The sequence below is a fragment of the Mesorhizobium sp. M1217 genome (assembly GCF_040318275.1).
Taxonomy (GTDB): domain Bacteria; phylum Pseudomonadota; class Alphaproteobacteria; order Rhizobiales; family Rhizobiaceae; genus Mesorhizobium.
Map to the genome: position 1 here is coordinate 235,595 of NZ_JAMYMA010000007.1, position 19,862 is coordinate 255,456.

Annotated in this window: 19 protein-coding genes and 2 pseudogenes; 17 read left to right on the forward strand and 4 right to left on the reverse strand. The window is 61.8% G+C overall.

The annotated features are described in order from the left end of the window. Positions 1–71: 71 nt before the first annotated feature. The 13 genes from NKH37_RS14720 to dhaK all read left to right on the forward strand — a co-directional run bounded on the left by NKH37_RS14720 (position 72) and on the right by dhaK (position 11,888). Positions 72–1,403 (forward strand): ABC transporter substrate-binding protein, encoded by a 1,332-nt coding sequence (locus tag NKH37_RS14720; protein WP_023717957.1) that lies wholly within the window; start codon positions 72–74, stop codon positions 1,401–1,403. Between the two features lie 122 nt (positions 1,404–1,525). Next, positions 1,526–2,473, forward strand: a complete 948-nt coding sequence (locus NKH37_RS14725) for a carbohydrate ABC transporter permease (RefSeq protein WP_031211681.1) — start codon at positions 1,526–1,528, stop codon at positions 2,471–2,473. After that, positions 2,470–3,420: a carbohydrate ABC transporter permease gene (locus NKH37_RS14730; protein ID WP_023717959.1), complete on the forward strand. Its 951-nt coding sequence runs from the start codon at positions 2,470–2,472 to the stop codon at positions 3,418–3,420. The genes NKH37_RS14725 and NKH37_RS14730 overlap by 4 nt, the downstream gene beginning before the upstream one ends. Beyond that, positions 3,417–3,617 carry a hypothetical protein gene (locus NKH37_RS14735; RefSeq protein ID WP_352640685.1) on the forward strand — a complete coding sequence of 67 codons (201 nt, stop codon included), beginning with the start codon at positions 3,417–3,419 and terminating at the stop codon, positions 3,615–3,617. The genes NKH37_RS14730 and NKH37_RS14735 overlap by 4 nt, the downstream gene beginning before the upstream one ends. Positions 3,618–3,620: 3 nt before the next feature. After that, entirely contained in the window at positions 3,621–4,733 is a 1,113-nt protein-coding gene (locus NKH37_RS14740; protein ID WP_352495753.1) for an ABC transporter ATP-binding protein, read from the forward strand. Further along, positions 4,726–5,739, forward strand: a complete 1,014-nt coding sequence (locus NKH37_RS14745; protein WP_353005336.1) for an ABC transporter ATP-binding protein — start codon at positions 4,726–4,728, stop codon at positions 5,737–5,739. The genes NKH37_RS14740 and NKH37_RS14745 overlap by 8 nt, the downstream gene beginning before the upstream one ends. A gap of 67 nt (positions 5,740–5,806) precedes the next feature. Then, positions 5,807–7,450 (forward strand): dihydroxyacetone kinase subunit DhaK, encoded by a 1,644-nt coding sequence (locus NKH37_RS14750; protein ID WP_353005337.1) that lies wholly within the window; start codon positions 5,807–5,809, stop codon positions 7,448–7,450. A gap of 81 nt (positions 7,451–7,531) precedes the next feature. After that, positions 7,532–8,134 carry a dihydroxyacetone kinase subunit DhaL gene (gene dhaL, locus NKH37_RS14755; protein WP_352847840.1) on the forward strand — a complete coding sequence of 201 codons (603 nt, stop codon included), beginning with the start codon at positions 7,532–7,534 and terminating at the stop codon, positions 8,132–8,134. Continuing rightward, complete coding sequence (dhaM, locus tag NKH37_RS14760; protein WP_172220312.1) at positions 8,131–8,520, forward strand: dihydroxyacetone kinase phosphoryl donor subunit DhaM; 390 nt, start codon at positions 8,131–8,133, stop codon at positions 8,518–8,520. The genes dhaL and dhaM overlap by 4 nt, the downstream gene beginning before the upstream one ends. A 22-nt stretch (positions 8,521–8,542) precedes the next feature. Continuing rightward, entirely contained in the window at positions 8,543–8,845 is a 303-nt protein-coding gene (locus NKH37_RS14765) for an HPr family phosphocarrier protein (protein ID WP_353005338.1), read from the forward strand. Continuing rightward, positions 8,829–10,445 (forward strand): phosphoenolpyruvate--protein phosphotransferase, encoded by a 1,617-nt coding sequence (gene ptsP, locus NKH37_RS14770; RefSeq protein WP_352495749.1) that lies wholly within the window; start codon positions 8,829–8,831, stop codon positions 10,443–10,445. Before NKH37_RS14765 ends, ptsP begins: the two co-directional genes overlap by 17 nt. Positions 10,446–10,452: 7 nt before the next feature. Next, positions 10,453–10,875, forward strand: a complete 423-nt coding sequence (locus NKH37_RS14775; RefSeq protein ID WP_023717968.1) for a hypothetical protein — start codon at positions 10,453–10,455, stop codon at positions 10,873–10,875. Positions 10,876–10,901: 26 nt separating this feature from the next. Further along, positions 10,902–11,888: a dihydroxyacetone kinase subunit DhaK gene (gene dhaK, locus NKH37_RS14780; protein ID WP_352495748.1), complete on the forward strand. Its 987-nt coding sequence runs from the start codon at positions 10,902–10,904 to the stop codon at positions 11,886–11,888. A gap of 282 nt (positions 11,889–12,170) precedes the next feature. On the opposite strand, the gene NKH37_RS14785 is transcribed toward dhaK, so the two are convergent. After that, positions 12,171–12,968 carry a DUF2259 domain-containing protein gene (locus NKH37_RS14785; RefSeq protein WP_353005339.1) on the reverse strand — a complete coding sequence of 266 codons (798 nt, stop codon included), beginning with the start codon at positions 12,966–12,968 and terminating at the stop codon, positions 12,171–12,173. 171 nt (positions 12,969–13,139) lie between these two features. On the opposite strand from NKH37_RS14785, the gene NKH37_RS14790 reads away from it, so the two are divergent. Next, complete coding sequence (locus NKH37_RS14790) at positions 13,140–15,047, forward strand: propionyl-CoA synthetase (protein ID WP_352817051.1); 1,908 nt, start codon at positions 13,140–13,142, stop codon at positions 15,045–15,047. A 185-nt stretch (positions 15,048–15,232) separates the two neighbouring features. Further along, positions 15,233–15,940 carry a metallophosphoesterase family protein gene (locus NKH37_RS14795; protein WP_353041119.1) on the forward strand — a complete coding sequence of 236 codons (708 nt, stop codon included), beginning with the start codon at positions 15,233–15,235 and terminating at the stop codon, positions 15,938–15,940. Positions 15,941–16,042: 102 nt separating this feature from the next. Here the strand turns inward: NKH37_RS14795 and NKH37_RS14800 are convergent, their stop codons facing one another. Then, positions 16,043–16,210, reverse strand: coding sequence for a Thivi_2564 family membrane protein (locus NKH37_RS14800; RefSeq protein ID WP_023717974.1), 168 nt, complete (start codon positions 16,208–16,210; stop codon positions 16,043–16,045). Positions 16,211–16,417: 207 nt separating this feature from the next. On the opposite strand from NKH37_RS14800, the gene NKH37_RS14805 reads away from it, so the two are divergent. After that, positions 16,418–16,870, forward strand: a complete 453-nt coding sequence (locus tag NKH37_RS14805) for a BA14K family protein (protein ID WP_353005340.1) — start codon at positions 16,418–16,420, stop codon at positions 16,868–16,870. Positions 16,871–16,980: 110 nt separating this feature from the next. Here NKH37_RS14805 and NKH37_RS14810 read toward each other — a convergent pair whose 3' ends face one another. Together NKH37_RS14810 and NKH37_RS14815 are read right to left on the reverse strand one after the other, a co-directional pair. Then, positions 16,981–17,169, reverse strand: a complete 189-nt coding sequence (locus tag NKH37_RS14810) for a hypothetical protein (RefSeq protein ID WP_352495744.1) — start codon at positions 17,167–17,169, stop codon at positions 16,981–16,983. Positions 17,170–17,333: 164 nt separating this feature from the next. Then, positions 17,334–18,403, reverse strand: a pseudogene (locus NKH37_RS14815) (sensor histidine kinase). A 730-nt stretch (positions 18,404–19,133) separates the two neighbouring features. Here NKH37_RS14815 and NKH37_RS14820 point away from each other — a divergent pair. Next, positions 19,134–19,846 (forward strand): annotated as a pseudogene (locus NKH37_RS14820) (glucoamylase family protein). Positions 19,847–19,862: the final 16 nt, after the last annotated feature.

The following is a 19,862-nucleotide window of genomic DNA, read 5'->3' on the forward strand; positions in this document are numbered from 1 at the left end:
GGCCCCGGAGGAGGGGTTTAGCGGGCTCTTGAAACCGTCATCCGGACGCGTTTCGCAAATGGGAGGAAGGCATGAAATCGACCTTGAAACTGGCGTTGGGACTGGCATCGACACTCCTCGCGTCGACAGCCGTTTCGAACGTCGCGCAGGCAGAAGATCTGACGCTTTGCTGGGCAGCCTGGGACCCGGCTAACGCGCTCGTGGAATTGTCCAAGGACTTCACCAAGGAAACCGGCATCGGCATGAAATTCGAATTCGTGCCGTGGACCAACTATGCCGACCGCTTTCTCAACGAGCTGAATTCGCACGGCAAGCTGTGCGACATGATCATCGGCGACAGCCAGTGGATCGGCGGCGCCGCCGAGAACGGCCATTACGTCAAGCTGAACGACTTCTTCGACAAGGAGAAGATCAGCATGGACGATTTCGTGCCGGCGACTGTCGTCGGCTACTCGGAATGGCCGAAGAACTCGCCGAATTACTGGGCGCTGCCGGCTATGGGCGACGTCGTCGGCTGGACCTATCGCAAGGACTGGTTCTCCAAGCCGGAACTGCAGAAGGAATTCAAGGAGAAATACGGTTGGGATCTCGGCCCGCCGACAACCTTCGACCAGCTGAGGCAGATCGCCGAATTCTTCCAGAAGCGCGAGATCGACGGCAAGACCGTCTATGGCGCGTCGATCTACACCGAGCGCGGCTCGGAAGGTATCACCATGGGTGCCATGGACGTACTCTACAGCTTCGGCTTCCAGTATGAAAATCCGAAAAAGCCCTACGAGATGGAAGGTTTCGTCAACTCCGATAAATCGGTGAAGGGCTTGGAGTTCTACAAGGCGCTCTATGATTGCTGCACCCCTCCCGGCGCCTCGAACAGCTACATGGGCGAAGGCGTCGACGCCTTCAAATCCGGCCAGGTGGCGATGCACATGAACTTCGCCTTCACCTGGCCAGGCCTGCAGAAGGACGAAAATGTCGGCGGCGACAAGATCGGCTATTTCGTCAATCCCAAGGGTCCCGACGGCGACCAGTTCGCCCAGCTCGGCGGCCAGGGCATCTCGGTGGTCTCCTATTCCGACAAGCAGGAAGCCGCGCTCAAATACATCAAATGGTTCGCCAACAAGGACGTGCAGTCCAAATGGTGGTCGCTCGGCGGCTATTCCTGCCTCAACGCGGTCGTCAAGGACCCGGGCTTCCCGGCCAGCCAGCCTTATGCGCAGACCTTCCTCGACTCTATGGCCATCGTGAAGGATTTCTGGGCCGAGCCGAGCTACGCACCGCTGCTGCAGGCATCGCAGAAGCGCTTCCACGACTATGTCGTTGCCGGGCAAGGCTCGGCCAAGGACGCGCTCGACGGCCTCGTCAAGGACTGGACCGAGGTCTTCCAGGACGATGGCAAGATGTAATCGGATGTAACCGGCTCCTCCCGAGCCCATGACCGAACCGTCCCGTGCCGCCCTTGGCACGGGACACAGTTCAGATAAATTCCATTCTCGAGACGATCCAAGTGACCGAAGCAGGACTGACTATGCTCAATCGGACGGCGGACAGCGTTGCCCGGGCTACGCCTGAGCCGTTGGCCCGCAAGGTCCGGGGCATCAGCGACAAGGGCCTCGCCTGGCTGTTCATCTCGCCGACGATCCTGTTGCTTCTCGCCATCAATATCTTCCCGCTGTTCTGGGCGATCTATCTGTCCTTCACCAACTTTCGCGCCAATCGCCCCAACGAGGTGGTGAAGAACCTTGGGCTGGCCAACTACAAGCGCATCCTCGCTGACCAGGACATCTGGATCGCCATGCAGACGACGGCGCATTTCGTGTTCTGGACCATCCTGCTGCAGACGCTGATCGGCTTCACGCTGGCCTGGCTGATCGACCGTAAGTTTCGTGGCCACGCCTTCTGGACGACCATCATCCTGGTGCCGATGATGCTGTCGCCGGCGGTGGTCGGTAATTTCTGGCGCTTCCTCTACGAGCCACAGATCGGGCTGTTCGCCTACGCCGTTTCGTTCGTCACCGGCATTCCGGCAACCGAGATCAGCATGCTGTCCAACGTCTCGCTGGCGCCATGGTCGATCATCATCGTCGATACCTGGATGTGGACTCCCTACGTGATGCTGATCTGCCTCGCCGGCCTGCGCTCGATCCCCGAATACATCTACGAAGCGGCCGAGGTCGACCGCGCCTCCAACTGGCGGCAGTTCTGGTCGATCACGCTGCCGATGGCGCTGCCCTTCATCATGCTGGCGGTGTTGTTTCGCGGAATCGAGAACTTCAAGATGTTCGACATGGTCAATTTGCTCACCGGCGGCGGGCCGGGATCGACCACCGAAGTGGCCTCGATCACGCTGAAGCGGCAGGCCTTCGAAAGCTGGCGGACGGGCTATTCCTCGGCCTTCGCCATCATCCTGTTCGTCGCGGTGTTCGGCCTGGCGAACATCTACGTCAAGGCGCTCAACAAGGTGAAGCAGAGATGAGCCTGACGTCAGCCCATTCGGTCGTCGCACCCTCGGCCACGTCGAAGCGCGTCGCCGGCACGATTATCGTGGCCTACGCGCTGATCTCGATCGTACCGCTGCTGTGGATCTTCGCGACAAGCTTCAAGACGCCGCCGGATTCGATTGCCTATCCGCCGAAGATCCTGTTCCAGCCCAGCGTTGAGGGCTACTGTAACCTGTTCACGACGCGGACAAGGCAGACGCCGGAATACATCAACTCGCTGGGGCCGGCGACGGGCCTTTGCGACGAGACGGTGCGCAAGCGCAACATGGTGATCGCCGGCCCCTCGAACTTCATGCCGCGCTTCGTCAATTCGCTGATCATCGCCTTCGGCTCAACCTTTTGCGCAGTGTTCCTCGGCACGCTGTCGGCCTACGGTTTTTCGCGCTTCAAAGTGCCGCTCGCCGACGACCTTTTGTTCTTCATCCTGTCGACGCGGATGATGCCGCCGATCGCGGTCGCGATTCCCATCTACCTGATGTATCGCGAGCTTGGCCTGTCGGACACGGCTCTCGGCATGATCCTGCTCTATACGGCGGTTAACGTGTCGTTGGCAGTGTGGCTGCTGAAAGGCTTCATCGACGAGATCCCGCGCGAATATGAAGAAGCGGCGATGATCGACGGCTACACCAGGCTGCAGGCGTTCTGGCGCACGGTACTGCCGCAGGCGACCACCGGTATTGCCGCAACCGCCATTTTCTGTCTGATCTTTGCCTGGAACGAATATGCCTTCGCTGCGCTACTGACCTCGGGCACGGCGCAGACCGCGCCGCCCTTCATCCCGACCATCATCGGCGAAGGCGGCCAGGACTGGCCGGCGGTCGCGGCCGGCACAACGATCTTCCTGGTGCCGATCCTGGTCTTCACCATCCTGCTTCGCAAGCAATTGCTGCGCGGCATCACCTTCGGCGCGGTGCGCAAATGAGCATGACCGCAAAACGCAAATCGCGCTGGCCCGTTTGGGCCAGGCGCGGGCTGATGGAAAACGTCGCCACGGCGATCATCGCCATCGGCTTCCTGATGCTGTTCCAGCCCTTCGCGCTGGCGCTCTACACCTATTCCTTCATCACCATGCTGGCCGGCACGGCGATGTTCATCATCGTCTCGAAATTTCCGGAGTAGACGATGGCCGAGATCAGGGTCGAACATCTGAGAAAGGCATTCGGCGATTTCGTCGCCGTGCAGGATTCCAACTTCGTCGTCGAGGACGGCGAATTCTTCGTCATGCTAGGGCCGTCGGGCTGCGGCAAGACGACGACGCTTCGTATGATCGCCGGGCTCGAACTGCCGACCGGCGGCAAGATCCTGCTTGGCGGCGAGGACGTCACCATGCGGCGTGCCCGCGAGCGCGACATCGCCTTCGTATTCCAGCTGTTCGCGCTCTATCCGCACATGAATGTGAGGAAGAACATCGGCTTTCCGTTGCTGGCGCAAGGCATGCCAGGCGCTGAAATCCGGGCCAGGGTGGAAGAGACGGCGAAGCTTTTGCGGATCGACCATCTGCTCAACAAATCCGTCTCCGGGCTTGCCGGCGGCGACCGCCAGCGCGTAGCGCTCGGCCGCGCCATCGTGCGGCGGCCAAAGTGTTTCCTGATGGACGAGCCGCTCGGCACGCTCGACACCGAATTCCGCGACCTGATGGTCCATGAGCTGCGCGACCTGCACAACCGCATCCACGCCACCACCGTCTATGTCACGCATGACCAGATGGAAGCGATGTCGATGGCCGACAAGATCGCGGTGATGAACCATGGCGTCATCGAGCAGTTCGGCACGCCGCGCGAAATCTACGACCGGCCGGCAACGATGTTCGTCGCCGACTTCATCGGCTCGCCGCCGATGAATTTCCTCGGCTTCGGCGGCGGCCTTTCAAAGGGCGCCAGGGAAATTGTTGTGCAAGGCGCGAAGGTGGCCGTGCCGGAGGTGCGGGAGGATATTGCGCCGGCCGAGATGGCGCTTGGCATCCGGCCGGAGCACATCCGTTTCGATGACGCTTCGAAGCTGCGCGGCGCCATTTATGGCACCGAATATCTCGGCACCACGCAGATTGTGGCGGTGGAGACGGCAGACGGCATCATCAAGGCCAGGGTACCGGCCGAAATCCGGCTCAATCCGGGCGATCATGTCGGCCTGGCGCTGAGCAGCGCGCGGCTGTCGCTGTTCGCAAAAGGATCCGGCCGTGCGGTGCGCACCGAAATCCATGAGTCGGCCTCCCAGGGGAGAGCGCATCATGGCTGACGTTCACATCAAAGGCGTGACCAAGGTTTTTGGCGAGCATGTCGCCGTCGACAATCTCGACCTGCATATCGCCGACGGGGAATTCGTCGTGCTGCTCGGGCCGACTGGCGCCGGCAAGACGACGACGCTCAGGCTGATCGCTGGGCTGGAGCGGCCCGAAGCGGGCTCGATCCATATTGCCGGCCACGACACGACGACGCTGTCGCCGGCCGAGCGCGACACCGCTTTCGTGTTCCAGCAATATTCGCTCTATCCGCATCTGTCGGTCTACGACAACCTCGCCTTTCCGCTACGCTCGCCGGCGCGCAAAATGCCGGAGGATCAGATCCGCCGCCGCGTCGAGGACGTGGCCAAGATGGTGCGCATCCACCACAAGCTGAATAATCGCTCGACCAAACTGTCGGGCGGCGAGATGCAGCGCGTCGCCATCGGCCGCGCTCTGGTGCGCAAACCGTCGATCTACCTGATGGACGAGCCGCTGTCGTCGCTCGACGCCAAGCTGCGCGCCGATCTCAGGCTCGAGCTGAAGCGCATCCAGGCCGAACTCGGCGCTACAATGCTCTACGTCACACACGACCAGATCGAAGCGATGACCATGGCCGACCGCATCGGCATCCTCGCCGACGGCGTGCTGGTGCAGATCGGTTCGCCGCGCACGATCTATTCTGAGCCGGCAAACCTTCACGTCGCGGCAAGGCTAGGCCAACCGGCCATCAATTTGTTGCCGGTCGGACTGCTGCCGGATGGCGGCGCGCCGGCGGGAACCAAGACGATCGGAGCGCGCACCGAACATCTTTCGATCGAGAAGGCGGCGAACGGCCATGCCGACGGCGTCGTCGATTGGGTCGAGCATCTCGGCGACCAGAACCATCTGCACGTGACGGTGGGGACCAAGAGGCTGGTGACGCTGACCGACCCCGACACCGACCTGGCGCAGGGCGACAAGATCATGATCCGCTATCGCTCGCCGCTGTATTTCGGCGCCGATGGGCGACGGCTGATGTGAGCGCTGCGCGAGTGTTTTCCTGGCACCTTTCAACCGGCAATTTCGGGCACCGGACTGGACCAATTCGATGAAGCATTTTTTCAATCGCAGGGATACGATCGTAACTGAGGCACTGGACGGCTTTCTCGGCACGACCGGCGCCGGCGATCTCGCTCGCCTCGACGGCTATCCCGAAATCAAGGTCGTCCTCCGTGCGGACTGGGATAAGAGCAAGGTCAGCATCATCTCCGGCGGCGGGGCCGGGCACGAACCCGCGCATGCCGGCTTCGTCGGCGTGGGCATGCTGACGGCGGCAGTATCAGGCGAGATCTTTGCTTCGCCGAGCGTGGAAGCAGTATTGGCCGCCATCCGCGCGGTAACCGGTCCCGCCGGGTGCCTGCTGATCGTCAAGAACTACACCGGTGATCGCCTCAACTTCGGCTTGGCAGCCGAGAAGGCGCGCGCCGAAGGCTTCCGCGTCGAGATGGTGATCGTCGCCGACGACATTGCCCTGCCGGATATTGCCCAGCCGCGTGGCGTTGCCGGCACCTTGTTCGTGCACAAGATCGCCGGCCACCTGTCGGAAGCCGGCAACGATCTGGCGACGGTTGCCGCTACGGCGCGGGCCGCGGCGGTGGACATCGTTTCACTCGGCATATCGCTGTCGTCCTGCTCGATCCCCGGCCAGAGCCATGACGAAAGATTTGGCGCCGACGACGCCGAACTCGGCCTCGGCATCCATGGCGAACCGGGCGTTGAGCGGATTGCGGTGCAAAGTGCCGAAAGGCTGGTTGCGATCATGTCGGAGCGCCTTGCCGCGCGGCTCGATCCCGCCAGTGACTACGCCTTGCTGATCAACAATCTCGGTTCGGTGCCGCCGCTGGAAATGTTGCTTGTCACCAATGCGGTGTTGGCTTCACCGCTGGCACGAAAGGTGACGCTGACGATCGGGCCCGGGCAGCTTATGACGGCGCTCAACATGAACGGCTTTTCCCTGTCGCTGATCCGGCTCGATGCGCCTCGCGAAGTAGCCTTGCGGGCGCCGGTCGGCCCTCACGCCTGGCTGCCGGCAAGAGCCGTTCGCCCAGTGAGCGTCGTGCCGGTGGCCAAAGCCACCGGCCCGAACAACGCGTCAAAAGCCAGCCAGGATGCACGCACCGAGCAGTTGGTTGTCGCGGTCTGCGAACGGCTGATCTCGCTTGAAGGCGCGTTGAACGGACTGGATGCCAAGGCGGGAGACGGCGACACCGGATCGACTGTGGCGGCCGGTGCGCGGAGCGTGCTTAGCCGCCTTGAGACACTGCCGCTCGCCGACCCTGCCGCAACGCTCGCCACCGTCGGCGACATACTGAGTACCAGCATGGGCGGCTCCAGTGGCGTGCTGCTGTCGATCTTCTTAACCGCCGCCGCGCAGGCGTCGAAATCTGGCGAAACGCTTCCCAAGGCGCTTCTCGTCGGCCTGGATCGGATGTCCTTCCATGGCGGAGCGAGGGTCGGCGATCGCACGATGATCGATGCCCTGGAACCCGCCTTGAGGGCGTTGGATAGCGGCAGTCTGGAGGACGCGGCGGTCGCGGCGCGACGCGGCGCCGAGGCCACCGCGGCCATGCGCAAGGCCAAGGCCGGGCGGTCCGCCTATATTGGCAGCCAGCTCGACGGCGTGGTCGACCCCGGCGCCTTTGCCATCGCCGAGGTCTTCACTGCCCTCGCTGCGTTGCTCGAACCCGCTTGACTGGGGAAAAGAATGCTTCAATTGCCGGATATGCAATTTTCTCGTACTGCCGGCAGCGCGGAGGCCAGGAGCATGGGTGATATGGCGGTAGCGGATCTTTCCAGGCTAATCGAGGCGGCGGCAAACACCATCGCCGCCCATGCCGAAGAGCTGACCGGGCTCGACCAGGCGATCGGCGACGGCGACCATGGGCTCAACATGAAACGCGGCTTCGAGGCCGTGCGGGCCGAGGCCGGCGCGTTCGCGGCAAAGCCGTTGCCCGAGGCGCTGAAGGCGGTCGGCACCAAGCTGGTGATGACCGTCGGCGGAGCCTCCGGACCCTTGTTCGGCACGCTGTTCATGGCGCTCGGCAAGGAGATTTCCGCCGCGCCGGATCGCGCCAATCTGGCTGCGGCCTTCGGCAAGGCGATTGAAGCGGTGGCCGCCAGAGGCAAGTCGCAGGCCGGGCAAAAGACCATGCTCGACGTACTGCAGCCGGTGCATGAAGCGCTGGTGCAGGGAAAGACGGCAGCGGACATAGTCGATATTGCCGACAATGCAGCCGACGCAACGGTGCCGATGAAGGCCTTGCGCGGGCGCGCCTCCTTCCTTGGCGACCGTTCGATCGGTCATATGGATGCCGGCGCACGCTCGACCGCGCTTCTGGTGCGGGCCGTCGCCGAAGCAATCGAGGCGCGCGCATGAGCAATGTCGGCATCGTCATCGTATCGCATTCGCCGCTGGTCGCCGAAGGCACCGCAGACATGGTGCGGCAGATGGTCGGCGACGAAGTGCCGCTTGCATGGTGCGGCGGAAACGGCCATGGCGGGCTGGGAACCAATGTCGAGGCGATCATGGGCGCCATCGACAAGGCGTGGTCGGAGGCGGGTGTCGCGATCCTCGTCGATCTCGGCGGTGCCGAGACCAATAGCGAGATGGCGGTAGAGATGATCGGCGAACCACGCGCCCAGAAGATCATCGTCTGCAATGCGCCGATCGTCGAAGGCGCGGTGATGGCGGCGACCGAGGCTTCCGGCGGCGCCTCGCTCAAGGAAGTGGTGGCGACGGCGCACGAACTGTCGCCGTCGTGAGTGAACGGGAACTTTGACAAGCATGTCCGCAGCAGCCGAAGCCAGCGTCCTGATCACCCATGAGGTGGGACTGCATGCGCGTCCTTCGGTGAAGTTCACCAAGCTTGCCAAGACGTTTTCGGCCGACGTCGAAGTGGCGGTCGCCGCCAACGGGCCGTGGTACGACGCCAAGAGCATCGTCAAGGTGATGGCGGCCAAGGCGCCGAAAGGCACTGTGCTGCATATCCGAGCCAGAGGCGACGGCGCCGGCGAGGCGGTCGACGCGCTGGTCGAGCTGGTGCGGCGCGATTTCGACGAGGGCAAGGACCATGCCCGAACCGCTTAGGCTGCAGGGCATTTCGGCATCGGCCGGCTATGCCGAGGGGCCGCTGTTCGACCTCGACCAGGCTGCTGTGCGTTATGTCCGCAAGGCGACTGCCGCGGACGAGAAAGCGGCGCTTGAGGCCGCCATCTCCATTGCCGCAGGCCGGCTCGCGATATTGATCGAAACCAGCGACAGCGAGGCGGCCGGGATCCTCGAATTCCAGCTCGCCATGCTGGAGGACGACGCGCTGACCGGCCCGGCTTTTTCGCACATCGCCGAGGGCATGGCTGCTGATGTGGCTTGGCGAACAGCGCTCGACGCCGAGATCGCCGGCTACGAAACATCCGAGCAGGACTATTTCCGGGCGCGCGCGGCCGATATGCGCGATATACGCGACCAAGTGCTACGCGCGCTGACCGGGGGCGGCGACATTGCCGCGCCGGCGGGTGCGATCTTGTATGGCGAGGATATCGCACCGACGCGCTTCCTCGAGACCGACTGGAGTGCCGGCGGCGGCATCGCGCTTAAGGCCGGAAGCGCCGCAAGTCATGTCGCAATGCTGGCACGCTCGCGCGGCGTGCCCATGGTGGTGGGGCTTGGGCTCGTGGGGCGTGGGGTAGCCGGGCCTGGTGCTTCGCCGGCTCACCTTGCCGGAATCGCACTGCTCGATGCCGAACATGGCGGCATCGTGTTGGGGCCTTCGAAAGCGGAGATCGACGCGTTCCGGCGATCGTCGTCGTCTTTCGCGGCGCATCGCGGCAAAGCGGCAGCCTATCTGACAAGGCCGGCGGCAACGAAGACCGGCATAGCGATCGGGGTGCAGGTGAATATCGCCGATCCGTCCGATGTAGACAGCATCGATGTCGCGACGTGCGACGGTGTCGGGCTGATGCGGACCGAATTCCTGTTCGGCAAGACGCTGCCGGACGAGGAGACGCAATATCACGCCTACCGCAAAGTGCTGGAATGGGCCAGCGACAGGCCGGTAACAATCCGTACCGTCGATGCCGGCGGCGATAAGCCTGTGCCGGGCCTGACCGTCGAGGAAGGTAATCCATTCCTTGGCCTGCGCGGGATCAGGCTGTCGCTGGCGCGCCCAGAGGTCTTTCGCGTGCAGATCCGCGCCTTGCTCCGCGCCGCCATGCACGGCAATCTGAAGGTGATGTTCCCGATGATCGCCGTTCCGGAAGAGTATGAACGCGCCACCGCGCTGTTCGCTGAGGAGCAGGCTGACCTTTTGGCGCGCGGCATCGCGCAAAAAATGCCGCCACTTGGCATCATGGTCGAGGTGCCTTCGGTGGCGATTGCGCCGGAGGCATTCGCCAGGGCCGCCTTCTTCTCGATCGGTTCGAACGATTTGACCCAATACGTGATGGCCGCCGCTCGCGATAACATTTCGGTCGCACATCTGAATTCCGTCAGGCACCCGGCCGTACTCCGGCTGATCGCGTCGGTTGCCGCCTTCGGGCGCGAGCATAATATCCCGGTCAGCCTGTGTGGCGATGCCGGCGGCGACCCCGCCTCGATCCCGGCGCTGCTCGAAGCCGGCCTGCGTGACCTCTCCGTCGCTCCCGCCCAACTCGCGATGGCCAAGGCGGCCATCGCGGACGTTTGGATCTAGGCCCGGCATGTCAGACAAGGCGTCGCAATCCGGCCCCGAAGAGGCGATCCGCGCCTACAAGACGATCCTGTCGCAGGTGATCGATCAGCGCCCGTCCGGCATGCGCCAGCGCCTCGCCGACGCGCTGGGCAAGCATCGCAGCTTCGTCACGCAGATTTCCAGCCCGGCCTATTCGACGCCGATCCCGTCGAAGCATTTGCCGGCTATCTTCTCCGTCTGCCATTTCAGCCCGGCCGAACGCGATCATTTCCTCGAAGCCTACCATCGGGCGCATCCGGGAAAGATGTCGCTGGCTGCAGGCATGCGCAAGACACGCCATGTCTCGCTGATCGTTCCCGATTTCGGCGACGACAAGCAGAACGCGGCGCTCGACCGGGCGGTCAATGATTTCATCCAGAAGATCACCAGCATCGCCGGCAAGGGCAGCTGACGCTGGGCTATTTCGGGAGGACAGCCATGAAGAAATTTCTGAATTCGGTCGACACGGTGCTGACCGAGAGCCTCGACGGCTTCGTTGCCGCGCATGCCGACATTCTGGCGCTTGGCGAGGAACACAAATTTGTCCGCCGCAAGCTGCTCAAATCGGGCAAGGTGGCGCTGATCTCCGGCGGCGGCTCGGGTCACGAGCCGCTGCATGGCGGGTTCGTCGGGCACGGCATGCTGGATGCCGCCTGCCCTGGCCAGGTGTTCACCTCGCCGACGCCGGACCAGATGATGGCGGCCGTGGAAGCCGTCAATACGGGCGCCGGCTGCCTGTTCATCGTCAAGAACTACGAGGGCGACGTGATGAATTTCGACATGGCCGCTGAAATGACAGAAGGCGTCATGCAAATCGTGACCAATGACGATGTCGCGGTCGAAAACTCGTCCTACACCACCGGCCGGCGCGGCGTCGCCGGCACGCTGGTGGTCGAGAAGATCGTCGGCGCGGCGGCCGAGCAAGGCATGGCACTGGAGCCGTTGAAGGCGCTCGGCGAGCGCGTCAACGGAGCGACGCGCTCGATGGGCGTGGCGCTGACCAGCTGCACCGTGCCGGCGGCGGGCAAGCCGACCTTCGACATCGGCGACGGCGAGATGGAGTTCGGCGTCGGCATCCATGGCGAGCCCGGAAGGCGGCGCGACACGTTGAAGAGCGCCGACGCTATCGTCGAGGAGATCTGTACCGCGATCCTCGGCGATCTGGGCGACAGCGCCAAAGGCCGGGCGCTGCTCTTCGTCAACGGCTTTGGCGGCACGCCGCTGATGGAGCTTTATCTGATGTACAACAGCGCCCGCAAAACCTTCGAGAAGCACGGCGTGACGGTGACCCGGTCGCTGGTTGGCTCCTATGTGACTTCGCTCGACATGGCCGGCTGCTCGATCACGCTGAGCATGTTCGACGACGAGGCGGCGGCGTTTTGGGATGCGCCTGTGCACACCGCCGCGCTGCGCTGGGGCATGTAGCGGCGGAGAATGCCTCAGAGATAGTCGGTGATAAGACCGACAGCAGCAGCGTGGTGCATCGCCAGACTGTTGTCCTCCTCACCCTAGGTAAGATAAGGGACTCAGCGGGTTTGGGGAGTTGGGGCATGCGTTACAATTGGGATCGGGCGCCGACAGGTTTCGAGCGTCATGGGAAAATGCTGGCAGCCGCCTTGCTGATCGCCGGCGGGGTTGGCCTTATGCTCACTGCGCTGCCGCTTTAGGAATCAACTCGAGTAGCAGACTACTTCTCAGCGGGTTATCTCAACGCGCCCGCCCTGTCACGGCGATGAAACGGCGGTCACGCCCTTCAAATCCCTGGCTGAAACGCTGCACGAGTACGACAAGCACGCCTGCTTTGCGGTCGGGGGTGAATGCGTAAGATTCCGACAGGCTGTAGGAAGTCGGGCAATTCCCCGAACCCGGCACCGCCTTGTCCTCATGCAGCAGCTTGATCGGCTTGCCGTCCTGACCCTGCAGCGTCAGGCGAAAGCCGAGCGCCTTGCCGGTCGTTTCGCCTTGCTGCGTCCCGTCGAAACTCGGTGAACAATCCGCCGTACTGTCGGCAAGGATCTGCTCGAGCTGGATGGTCGAGATGCCAAGCTCGTCATAGTTCGGCGAAAGCCATTTTTGCGAGACTTGCTCGAGGCGCGCAATGTCGTTGTAGGCGACCATGTCGTCGGGAAAGGTGAATTTGTCGAAGCCCGTCCGCTCGCCGCGCAGTGCGATGGCATATTTGGCCAGCAACGGCGCTGCCAGCTCGGCGGCCTGTGCCCTCGCCTGCGCAAGTGTCAGCGTCGAATCCTCCGTCTCGTCAACGATGAGGATCGGCTTGCCGCCGACGAACTCATCGGTGCGGGTGTCGATGATTTCGATCTCCGACCAGCCCGAATCCGAAGCACCGGCATCGAGCGTGCCGTACTGCTCGAAGGCGAAATAGTTGCCGTCGGGCGAAAAGCCGATGATGCGCCGTGCCGCCGCATCACCGGCCTGAGCAGCTGAAGCGAGTGCGAACGCCAGCGTCGCAACGACGGCAAATCCAAGCTCGTATCGCAGTTTCATCGCGCCCTGCCCCTATGTCGAAAATTCGGCCGATATCAGCCCCGCAGACCACGACGACCCTGGATTTGCGGCCGAATTGGAACGACGGCAAACGAAAAGCACAAATACATGGTTACAGAAAGCAGCATACGCTATTTCAAGGACAGCAAACATTCCTGGGGAGGAAGCTGGATGGCGTCACGCTACCACGAGGTCTATGACGGCTGGAAACGCGACCCGGAAAAATTCTGGGCTGATGCCGCCGGCGCAATCGACTGGTTCTCGCCCTTCGAGACCGTGTTCGATGCCAATGCCGGCGTCTATGGCCGGTGGTTCAATGGTGCCTCGTGCAACACCTGCTTCAATGCCGTCGATCGTCATGTGGCGGACGGCCGCGCCGACCAAATAGCGCTTATTCATGACAGCGCGATTTCGGGCACAATCAAGAAATTCACCTATGCCGAGTTGAAGCGCGAGGTGGTTGCACTGACCTCGGTACTCAAGAATCGCGGCATCCAAAAAGGCGATCGCGTCATCATCTACATGCCGATGGTGCCGGAAGCAGCCTTCGCCATGCTTGCCTGCGCGCGGATCGGCGCCGTGCATTCAGTGGTCTTCGGCGGTTTTGCCTCACATGAGCTCGCCACGCGCATCGACGATGCCAAGCCGAAGCTGATCATCTCGGCGTCCTGCGGCCTGGAGCCCGCGCGTGTCGTTGCCTATAAGCCGCTGCTCGACAAGGCGATCGAGATGTCGCGGCACAAGCCCGAAGCCTGCCTCATCCTGCAGCGCGACCAATTGCGCTGCGAGCTCAGGGAAAACTACGACATCGACTATGCCGACGCTGTGGCGCGGGAGCGGGCCGCGGGTGCCAATGTCGACTGCGTTCCGGTGCTTGCCACCGATCCGCTCTACATCATCTACACGTCCGGCACGACCGGCCAGCCAAAGGGCATCGTGCGCGACAATGGCGGCCACATGGTCGCGTTGAAATGGTCGATGGAAAACGAGTTCGGTGTGAAACCCGGCGAAGTGTTCTGGGCGGCTTCGGACGTCGGCTGGGTGGTCGGCCATTCCTACATCGTCTACGGCCCGCTGCTGCATGGCTGCACGACGGTGCTGTTCGAAGGCAAGCCGGTCGGCACGCCCGATGCCGGCACCTATTGGCGTGTGATCGCCGAGCATGGCGTGGTCGCACTTTTCACCGCGCCAACCGCCTTCCGCGCCATCAAGGGACAGGACCCGAGGGGCGAGTTCGTCCCGAAACACGATCTGTCCCGGTTCCGCACGCTGTTCCTTGCCGGCGAGCGCGCCGATGCGGAAACCATCAAATGGGCCGAGCAGAAATTGAACGTGCCGGTGATCGACCACTGGTGGCAGACCGAGACCGGTTCGCCGATGACCATCAATCCCGCCGGACTGGGCCTGCTGCCTGTCAAATACGGCTCGCCCGGCATGCCGATGCCCGGCTACGACATTCGCGTGCTCGACGATGCCGGGCATGCGGTCAAGCGCGGCACACTGGGCAACGTTGTGGTCAAACTGCCATTACCGCCCGGCTGTCTGCCGACGCTGTGGAATGCCGACGAGCGGTTTCGCCAAGCCTATCTCGAGGAGTTCCCCGGCTTCTACAAAACGGCGGATGCCGGCATGATGGACGAGGACGGCTATCTCTATGTCATGGCCCGCACCGACGACATCATCAACGTCGCCGGCCACCGGCTGTCGACCGGCGCCATGGAGGAGGTGTTGGCCGCGCATCCCGACGTTGCCGAATGCGCCGTCGTCGGCATCGCCGATGCGATGAAAGGCCAGGTTCCGCTCGGCTTCGTCGTGCTGAATGCCGGCGTCGACCGCGACGCGGGCATCATCGAAAACGAGGTGGTCGCGCTGGTGCGCGAACGGATCGGCCCGGTCGCCGCCTTCAAGACGGTGGTGACGATCAAGCGCCTGCCGAAGACGCGCTCCGGCAAGATCCTGCGCGGCACCATGCAGAAGATCGCCGACAAGGAGGCATGGGCCATGCCGGCAACGATCGACGACCCGGCCATCCTCGACGAGATCACCGCCGCGCTGAACGGCCGTGGCATCGGTGTGTAGGAGGCCGAAGCCGAGTTGCGTCCGAAGCTCCGGTATGGAACGACCGGCGCCAGACATGGTATCCAGGCGCTGCGTCTTCATGTTGTTTCGGAATCGAGACGCCCCCACAGCCATGCGAGACGCCATTCGTGACCCTGTTCCAACGATCGAGAAAGCCCCCGACGGCGGCGCGCCAGCGGCTCGAGATGGATCTGCAAGACACGGTCGTCTATGCGATCGGCGACGTGCATGGCTGCTATAAGGAGCTTCGCTCCCTGGAGCAGAACATCCTGGTCGATTCTGCGTCTTTCGAAATGCGCAAGCTCATCATCATGCTCGGCGACTACGTCGATCGTGGCCCCCAGTCGGCGCGCGTGCTCGATCATCTGCTGGCGCCGCCACTCCAAGGCTTCCAGCGCATCTGCCTTGCCGGCAACCACGAAGTCGTGATGCTGAACTACCTCGACGGGATCATTTCGAGAGAGTCGTGGCTGGCGATAGGTGGCCTGCAAACGCTGTTTTCCTACGGCGTTGATCCGTCGCGCATGGCCGATCTCTACGGTTCAAGCGAGGAGGTCGACCGGCGCATTCGGGAGATCATTCCAGCCGGCCATGTCAGCTTCATGCGTGCGCTGCCGGTCATGGTCTATTCGGCCAAATTCGTGTTCGTACACGCCGGCATCAGGCCCGGCATCGAGCTGGCCGCGCAAGACGAGGACGACCTGCTCAACATCCGCTCGGAGTTCTTCGAAGCCGCGCATCTTCTCGAACGTTATGTCGTGCACGGGCATACGCCGGTCGACATTCCGAAGCTCGAGGGACGCCGGCTTGGCATAGACACCGGCGCCTTCCAAACCGGCCAGCTGGCCGCCCTCAGGATCGTCGACAACCGCGCGAGGCTGATATTTTCCTAGAGCGGGAAGGTCTCAAGCCGCCTGCTCATGAGTGGGTGTAAAGCGCTGGGTTGTCTTGCTCGCTCGGACGCCAGCAGCGTCGCATATCCCAACCGTGATGGCTTAAAACACTGCGAGGTACTTCAGCAGCGAAATGATGCCAATAATGATCACGACAATCTGGGCAATCTGACGAGTGCGACCATCAAGCGGCAGCCGATTGACCAGATACAGCACCAGAATTATGACAAGGAAAGTGATCAGAATGCTGATCAACGGAGTGCCGGCCATTGTCCCTCACTGTATGAAACGTAGAAAAAAGCCAGCACACCGCATCGTGTGAAGTGCCCATGCTTGTTCGAGCCGTAGCACCTGACAAGTGATTCGAACAGCCTGGCTGGCGGTGTCGAAGGCTGTCTGGCACGCCACGGAATCTTAACCTCTTTAAATCGTTTTAAATCCGAGAAGGGATATCAACCATTCCTTCAAAGGAGATTTATGAACAAGATATTATCCGGTTTGCTCGCGGCCACGTTGTCAGTTTCATTCGTGACGGCAGCCGGATCAGCCGACGCAGCTCAAATGTTTCTGCCGCAGGCACCTTCTGTTTCGTCCGATGTGGCGACGGTCGACTACAAGCCGTGGATGAAGCGGAAATTCAACCGCAATCGCAATTTTTCGCGCAACGATGGCGTAAACTGGAACGGTCATCGCGGCTATCGTGAATACCATCGCGGTTATCGCCGTCATGGTGACTACTGGTTTCCGCTGGCGGCCTTCGCTGCCGGCGCGGTGATCAGCGGCGTGATCATCAACAACAACCAGAACCCGGTCGATCGCGGCGATTCGCATGTACAGTGGTGCTACGACCGATACCGGAGCTATCGAGCTTCAGACGATACATTCCAGCCTAGCTATGGCCCTCGGCAGCAGTGTAATTCGCCGTACTGAAACGTAAGGTTTTTGACCGCATCAACAACCTCGCATCGCGCGGGGTTTTTCGTAGCGGCGCCAAGGCGGCGATGGAAAAGCGAAAGTAGCGTGGATCTCGGCTTGAGTGTCTATTCCAGACGGAATTCGACAGCGTGCGCTTCAGCCTCGGCAATGAGGCCGCCGTCGACGGCGGCTTCGAACGCTTTGGCAAAATACTGATCATCGGAAGTCTGGTGATCCTGGCCCGAAAGATCGATCGGATACGCGCCGATCACCCGGCCCGTAATTTTCTCGATTACTGTCACGGTCCGCTGCATTGGTTTCTTCTTCAATTAAACGGAACCTATAGCACAGAGAATAGGAACATCAGCGGCAGCCGCTCGCGAGCGGCTTCGCAACGTTCGAGCTACACCACCTGAGGGGACACGACCTTCAAGGCGATATTCGGAACAGCCGCTTGAAACGCATGCCAAGCACCAAACTATGCTGCTTTCGGCATTCGCGACGTGAACGTCGCTCTGGTAATGGCAATCGTCGTGCCAGTATTGCCCGTGACCGTGTCAATGCGTGCTTCAAGCTGTTTAACAAGCGCCTCCACGATCGCTGTCCCCAGTCCCGCACCTGGAATGTCGCGAACGGGTTTGCCCCACCCGTTGTCCGATACGGTCAACTTCCAATCCTCAGCATCGGTCTCATAGGTCACCAAGATCAGCGCATCGACCTTTTCTGTCGAGAATGCATACTTGATGGCGTTGAGAACGAGCTCGGTCACGATCAGGCCAAGGCTGACCGCCTTCTGGGAGTCTATCCTTCCATTTTCCGCCATAACGTTTACAGCAATAGCCTGTGCTTCCCCGATCATCGAAGCGGCCAAACTACTGCAAAGCTTCGACAGATAAGAACCAACCTCGATTTCGTCGGCACCGGTTGAGGCATGGAGATGCCGCTGCACTTCTGCTACCGACAGCACGCGTTGATGGGCATCCTTCAGGTGCTGCCGCGTTTCATCTGAGGTGACGGACCGAGCCTTCAGCAGCAAAATGCTGGCGATGATCTGCAAGCTGTTGGCGACCCGGTGCTCCATTTCGCGCAGCAGCACATCCTTCTGCCGCAGCAGGTCTTCGGTGCGGCCGAGAAGTTCTTCCTTTTCCCTTTCTATGGCGCGGCGCGCCGTGATGTCATTGAAGGCAGCAGGATGGTCGCGGCTGAACTGTGGTCGTAAAGGACCTTCCGCGCGTTGAGCAGCATCGTGCGCCGGCCGATATCGGGGAAATCATGCTCGACCTCGAAGCCGTCCATGGCGGTCTTCTCGGGAATGATCGTCTCCAAGAGCAGGTGAAGCGCTGGAATGTCCCACTGGCCGTCGCCCAGCGCGTAGAGCAGCGAGCCGTGCATCTGCTCGGGGTCGACCCTGAAGGTCTGATAGAAGGAGTGGTTGGCCGCCAGCACGCGAAAGTTCTCATCGAGAACGAGGAAGGGTTCGACCATCGTATTGACGATGGCCTGCGCCAGCGTCTGCGCGTCTTCGATATTCGCAATGGGATGGAACATAGGCTTCGAGGCCAATCCAGGGGCTGTTTCCCCTTGATTTTCTTTCTACCGGGTCGCCAGGCACCTGTCGCGAATTGAATCGGCCTGACACGAGTGAGCGGCCGGTCCGTGCGCACAATTGTTTTAGGAATGGCCTTAGGACACCCGAGGCACTAACACCGGCTCGATGATTCCAGCACTCGACCTCCCGGAAAATACTCTCGAGCTCGACGATGATGCGCTGTTGGATGTCGTGCAGCGGCAGACGGTGCGCTATTTCTGGGAAGGCGCGCATCCCGTCAGCGGTCTTGCCCGCGACCGGCAAAAGACCACAGGTGATCCTGCCAACGATCTGGTGACGATCGGGGGGGCCGGTTTTGGCATTGCAGCCATCATCGTTGCGGTCGAGCGGGGATGGATCGACCGCACCGTGGCTTTGCTGCGATTGCACGGCATGCTCGATTTCTTGGAGAACTCCCCGCGCTACCACGGCGTTTTTCCGCATTTTATCAACGGGCGAACTGGTGCGACGATCCCGTTTCGTCGCAAGGACGACGGCGCTGATCTCGTCGAAACCACCTTCCTGTTTCAGGGTCTGATTTGCGCCCGTGAGTATTTCGCCGGGATGACAACTGGCGAAGTGCGCCTGCGCCAGCGCGTGGACGCGCTGTTGCTACAGGCCGAATGGAACTGGTTTACACGCGGCGCTCGGCAACTCATGTGGCATTGGAGCCCTAATTTTGGCTGGGCGATGGACAGCCCGATCAGGGGTTGGAACGAATGCCTGCTCACTTTCGTGCTGGCGGCGGGATCGGCGCGCCACCCTACTGATCCGGGAATCTATCACGAGGGTTTTGCTGTAGGACCTGGCTTTCGAAACGGGCGGGACCATGACGGGATCGTGCTGCCGTTGGGAATGAATTCTGGTGGCCCGCTCTTCTTTTCGCACTATTCTTTCTGCGGGCTCGATCCCCGGGGCCTAAGTGACCGCTACGCCGATTACTGGCAACAGAACGTCAGTCATACGCAGATCATCGGCATTGCGTTCGCAATCCCCATAGCCATTTGGGATATGGACCGGACTGCTGGGGTCTGACCGCGAGCCATGGGCCGCGAGGATACGTCGCGCATGCACCCGACAGGGACTTTGGCGTGATCACTCCGTCTGCTGCCCTGTCGAGCTTTCCCTATGCCCCGGCGGAGGCGATGCGCGCACTGCGTGGCTTCCTGGGCAAGCCTCGAAAACGCATATGGGGCCGCTTCGGCTTTGTTGACGCGTTTTGCGAAAGCCGCAACTGGTACTCCCGAACCTATCTGGCGATCAATCAGGGGCCGATCATCGCGATGATCGAGAACTATCGTACAGGGCTGTTGTGGCGGCTTTTCATGAGGGCGCCGGAAGTGCGCAGAGGCTTGGAGAGGCTTAGCTTCATCAGCAAGCATCTCAGAATGTCAACACCCTAATAGATCTTTGCGACGC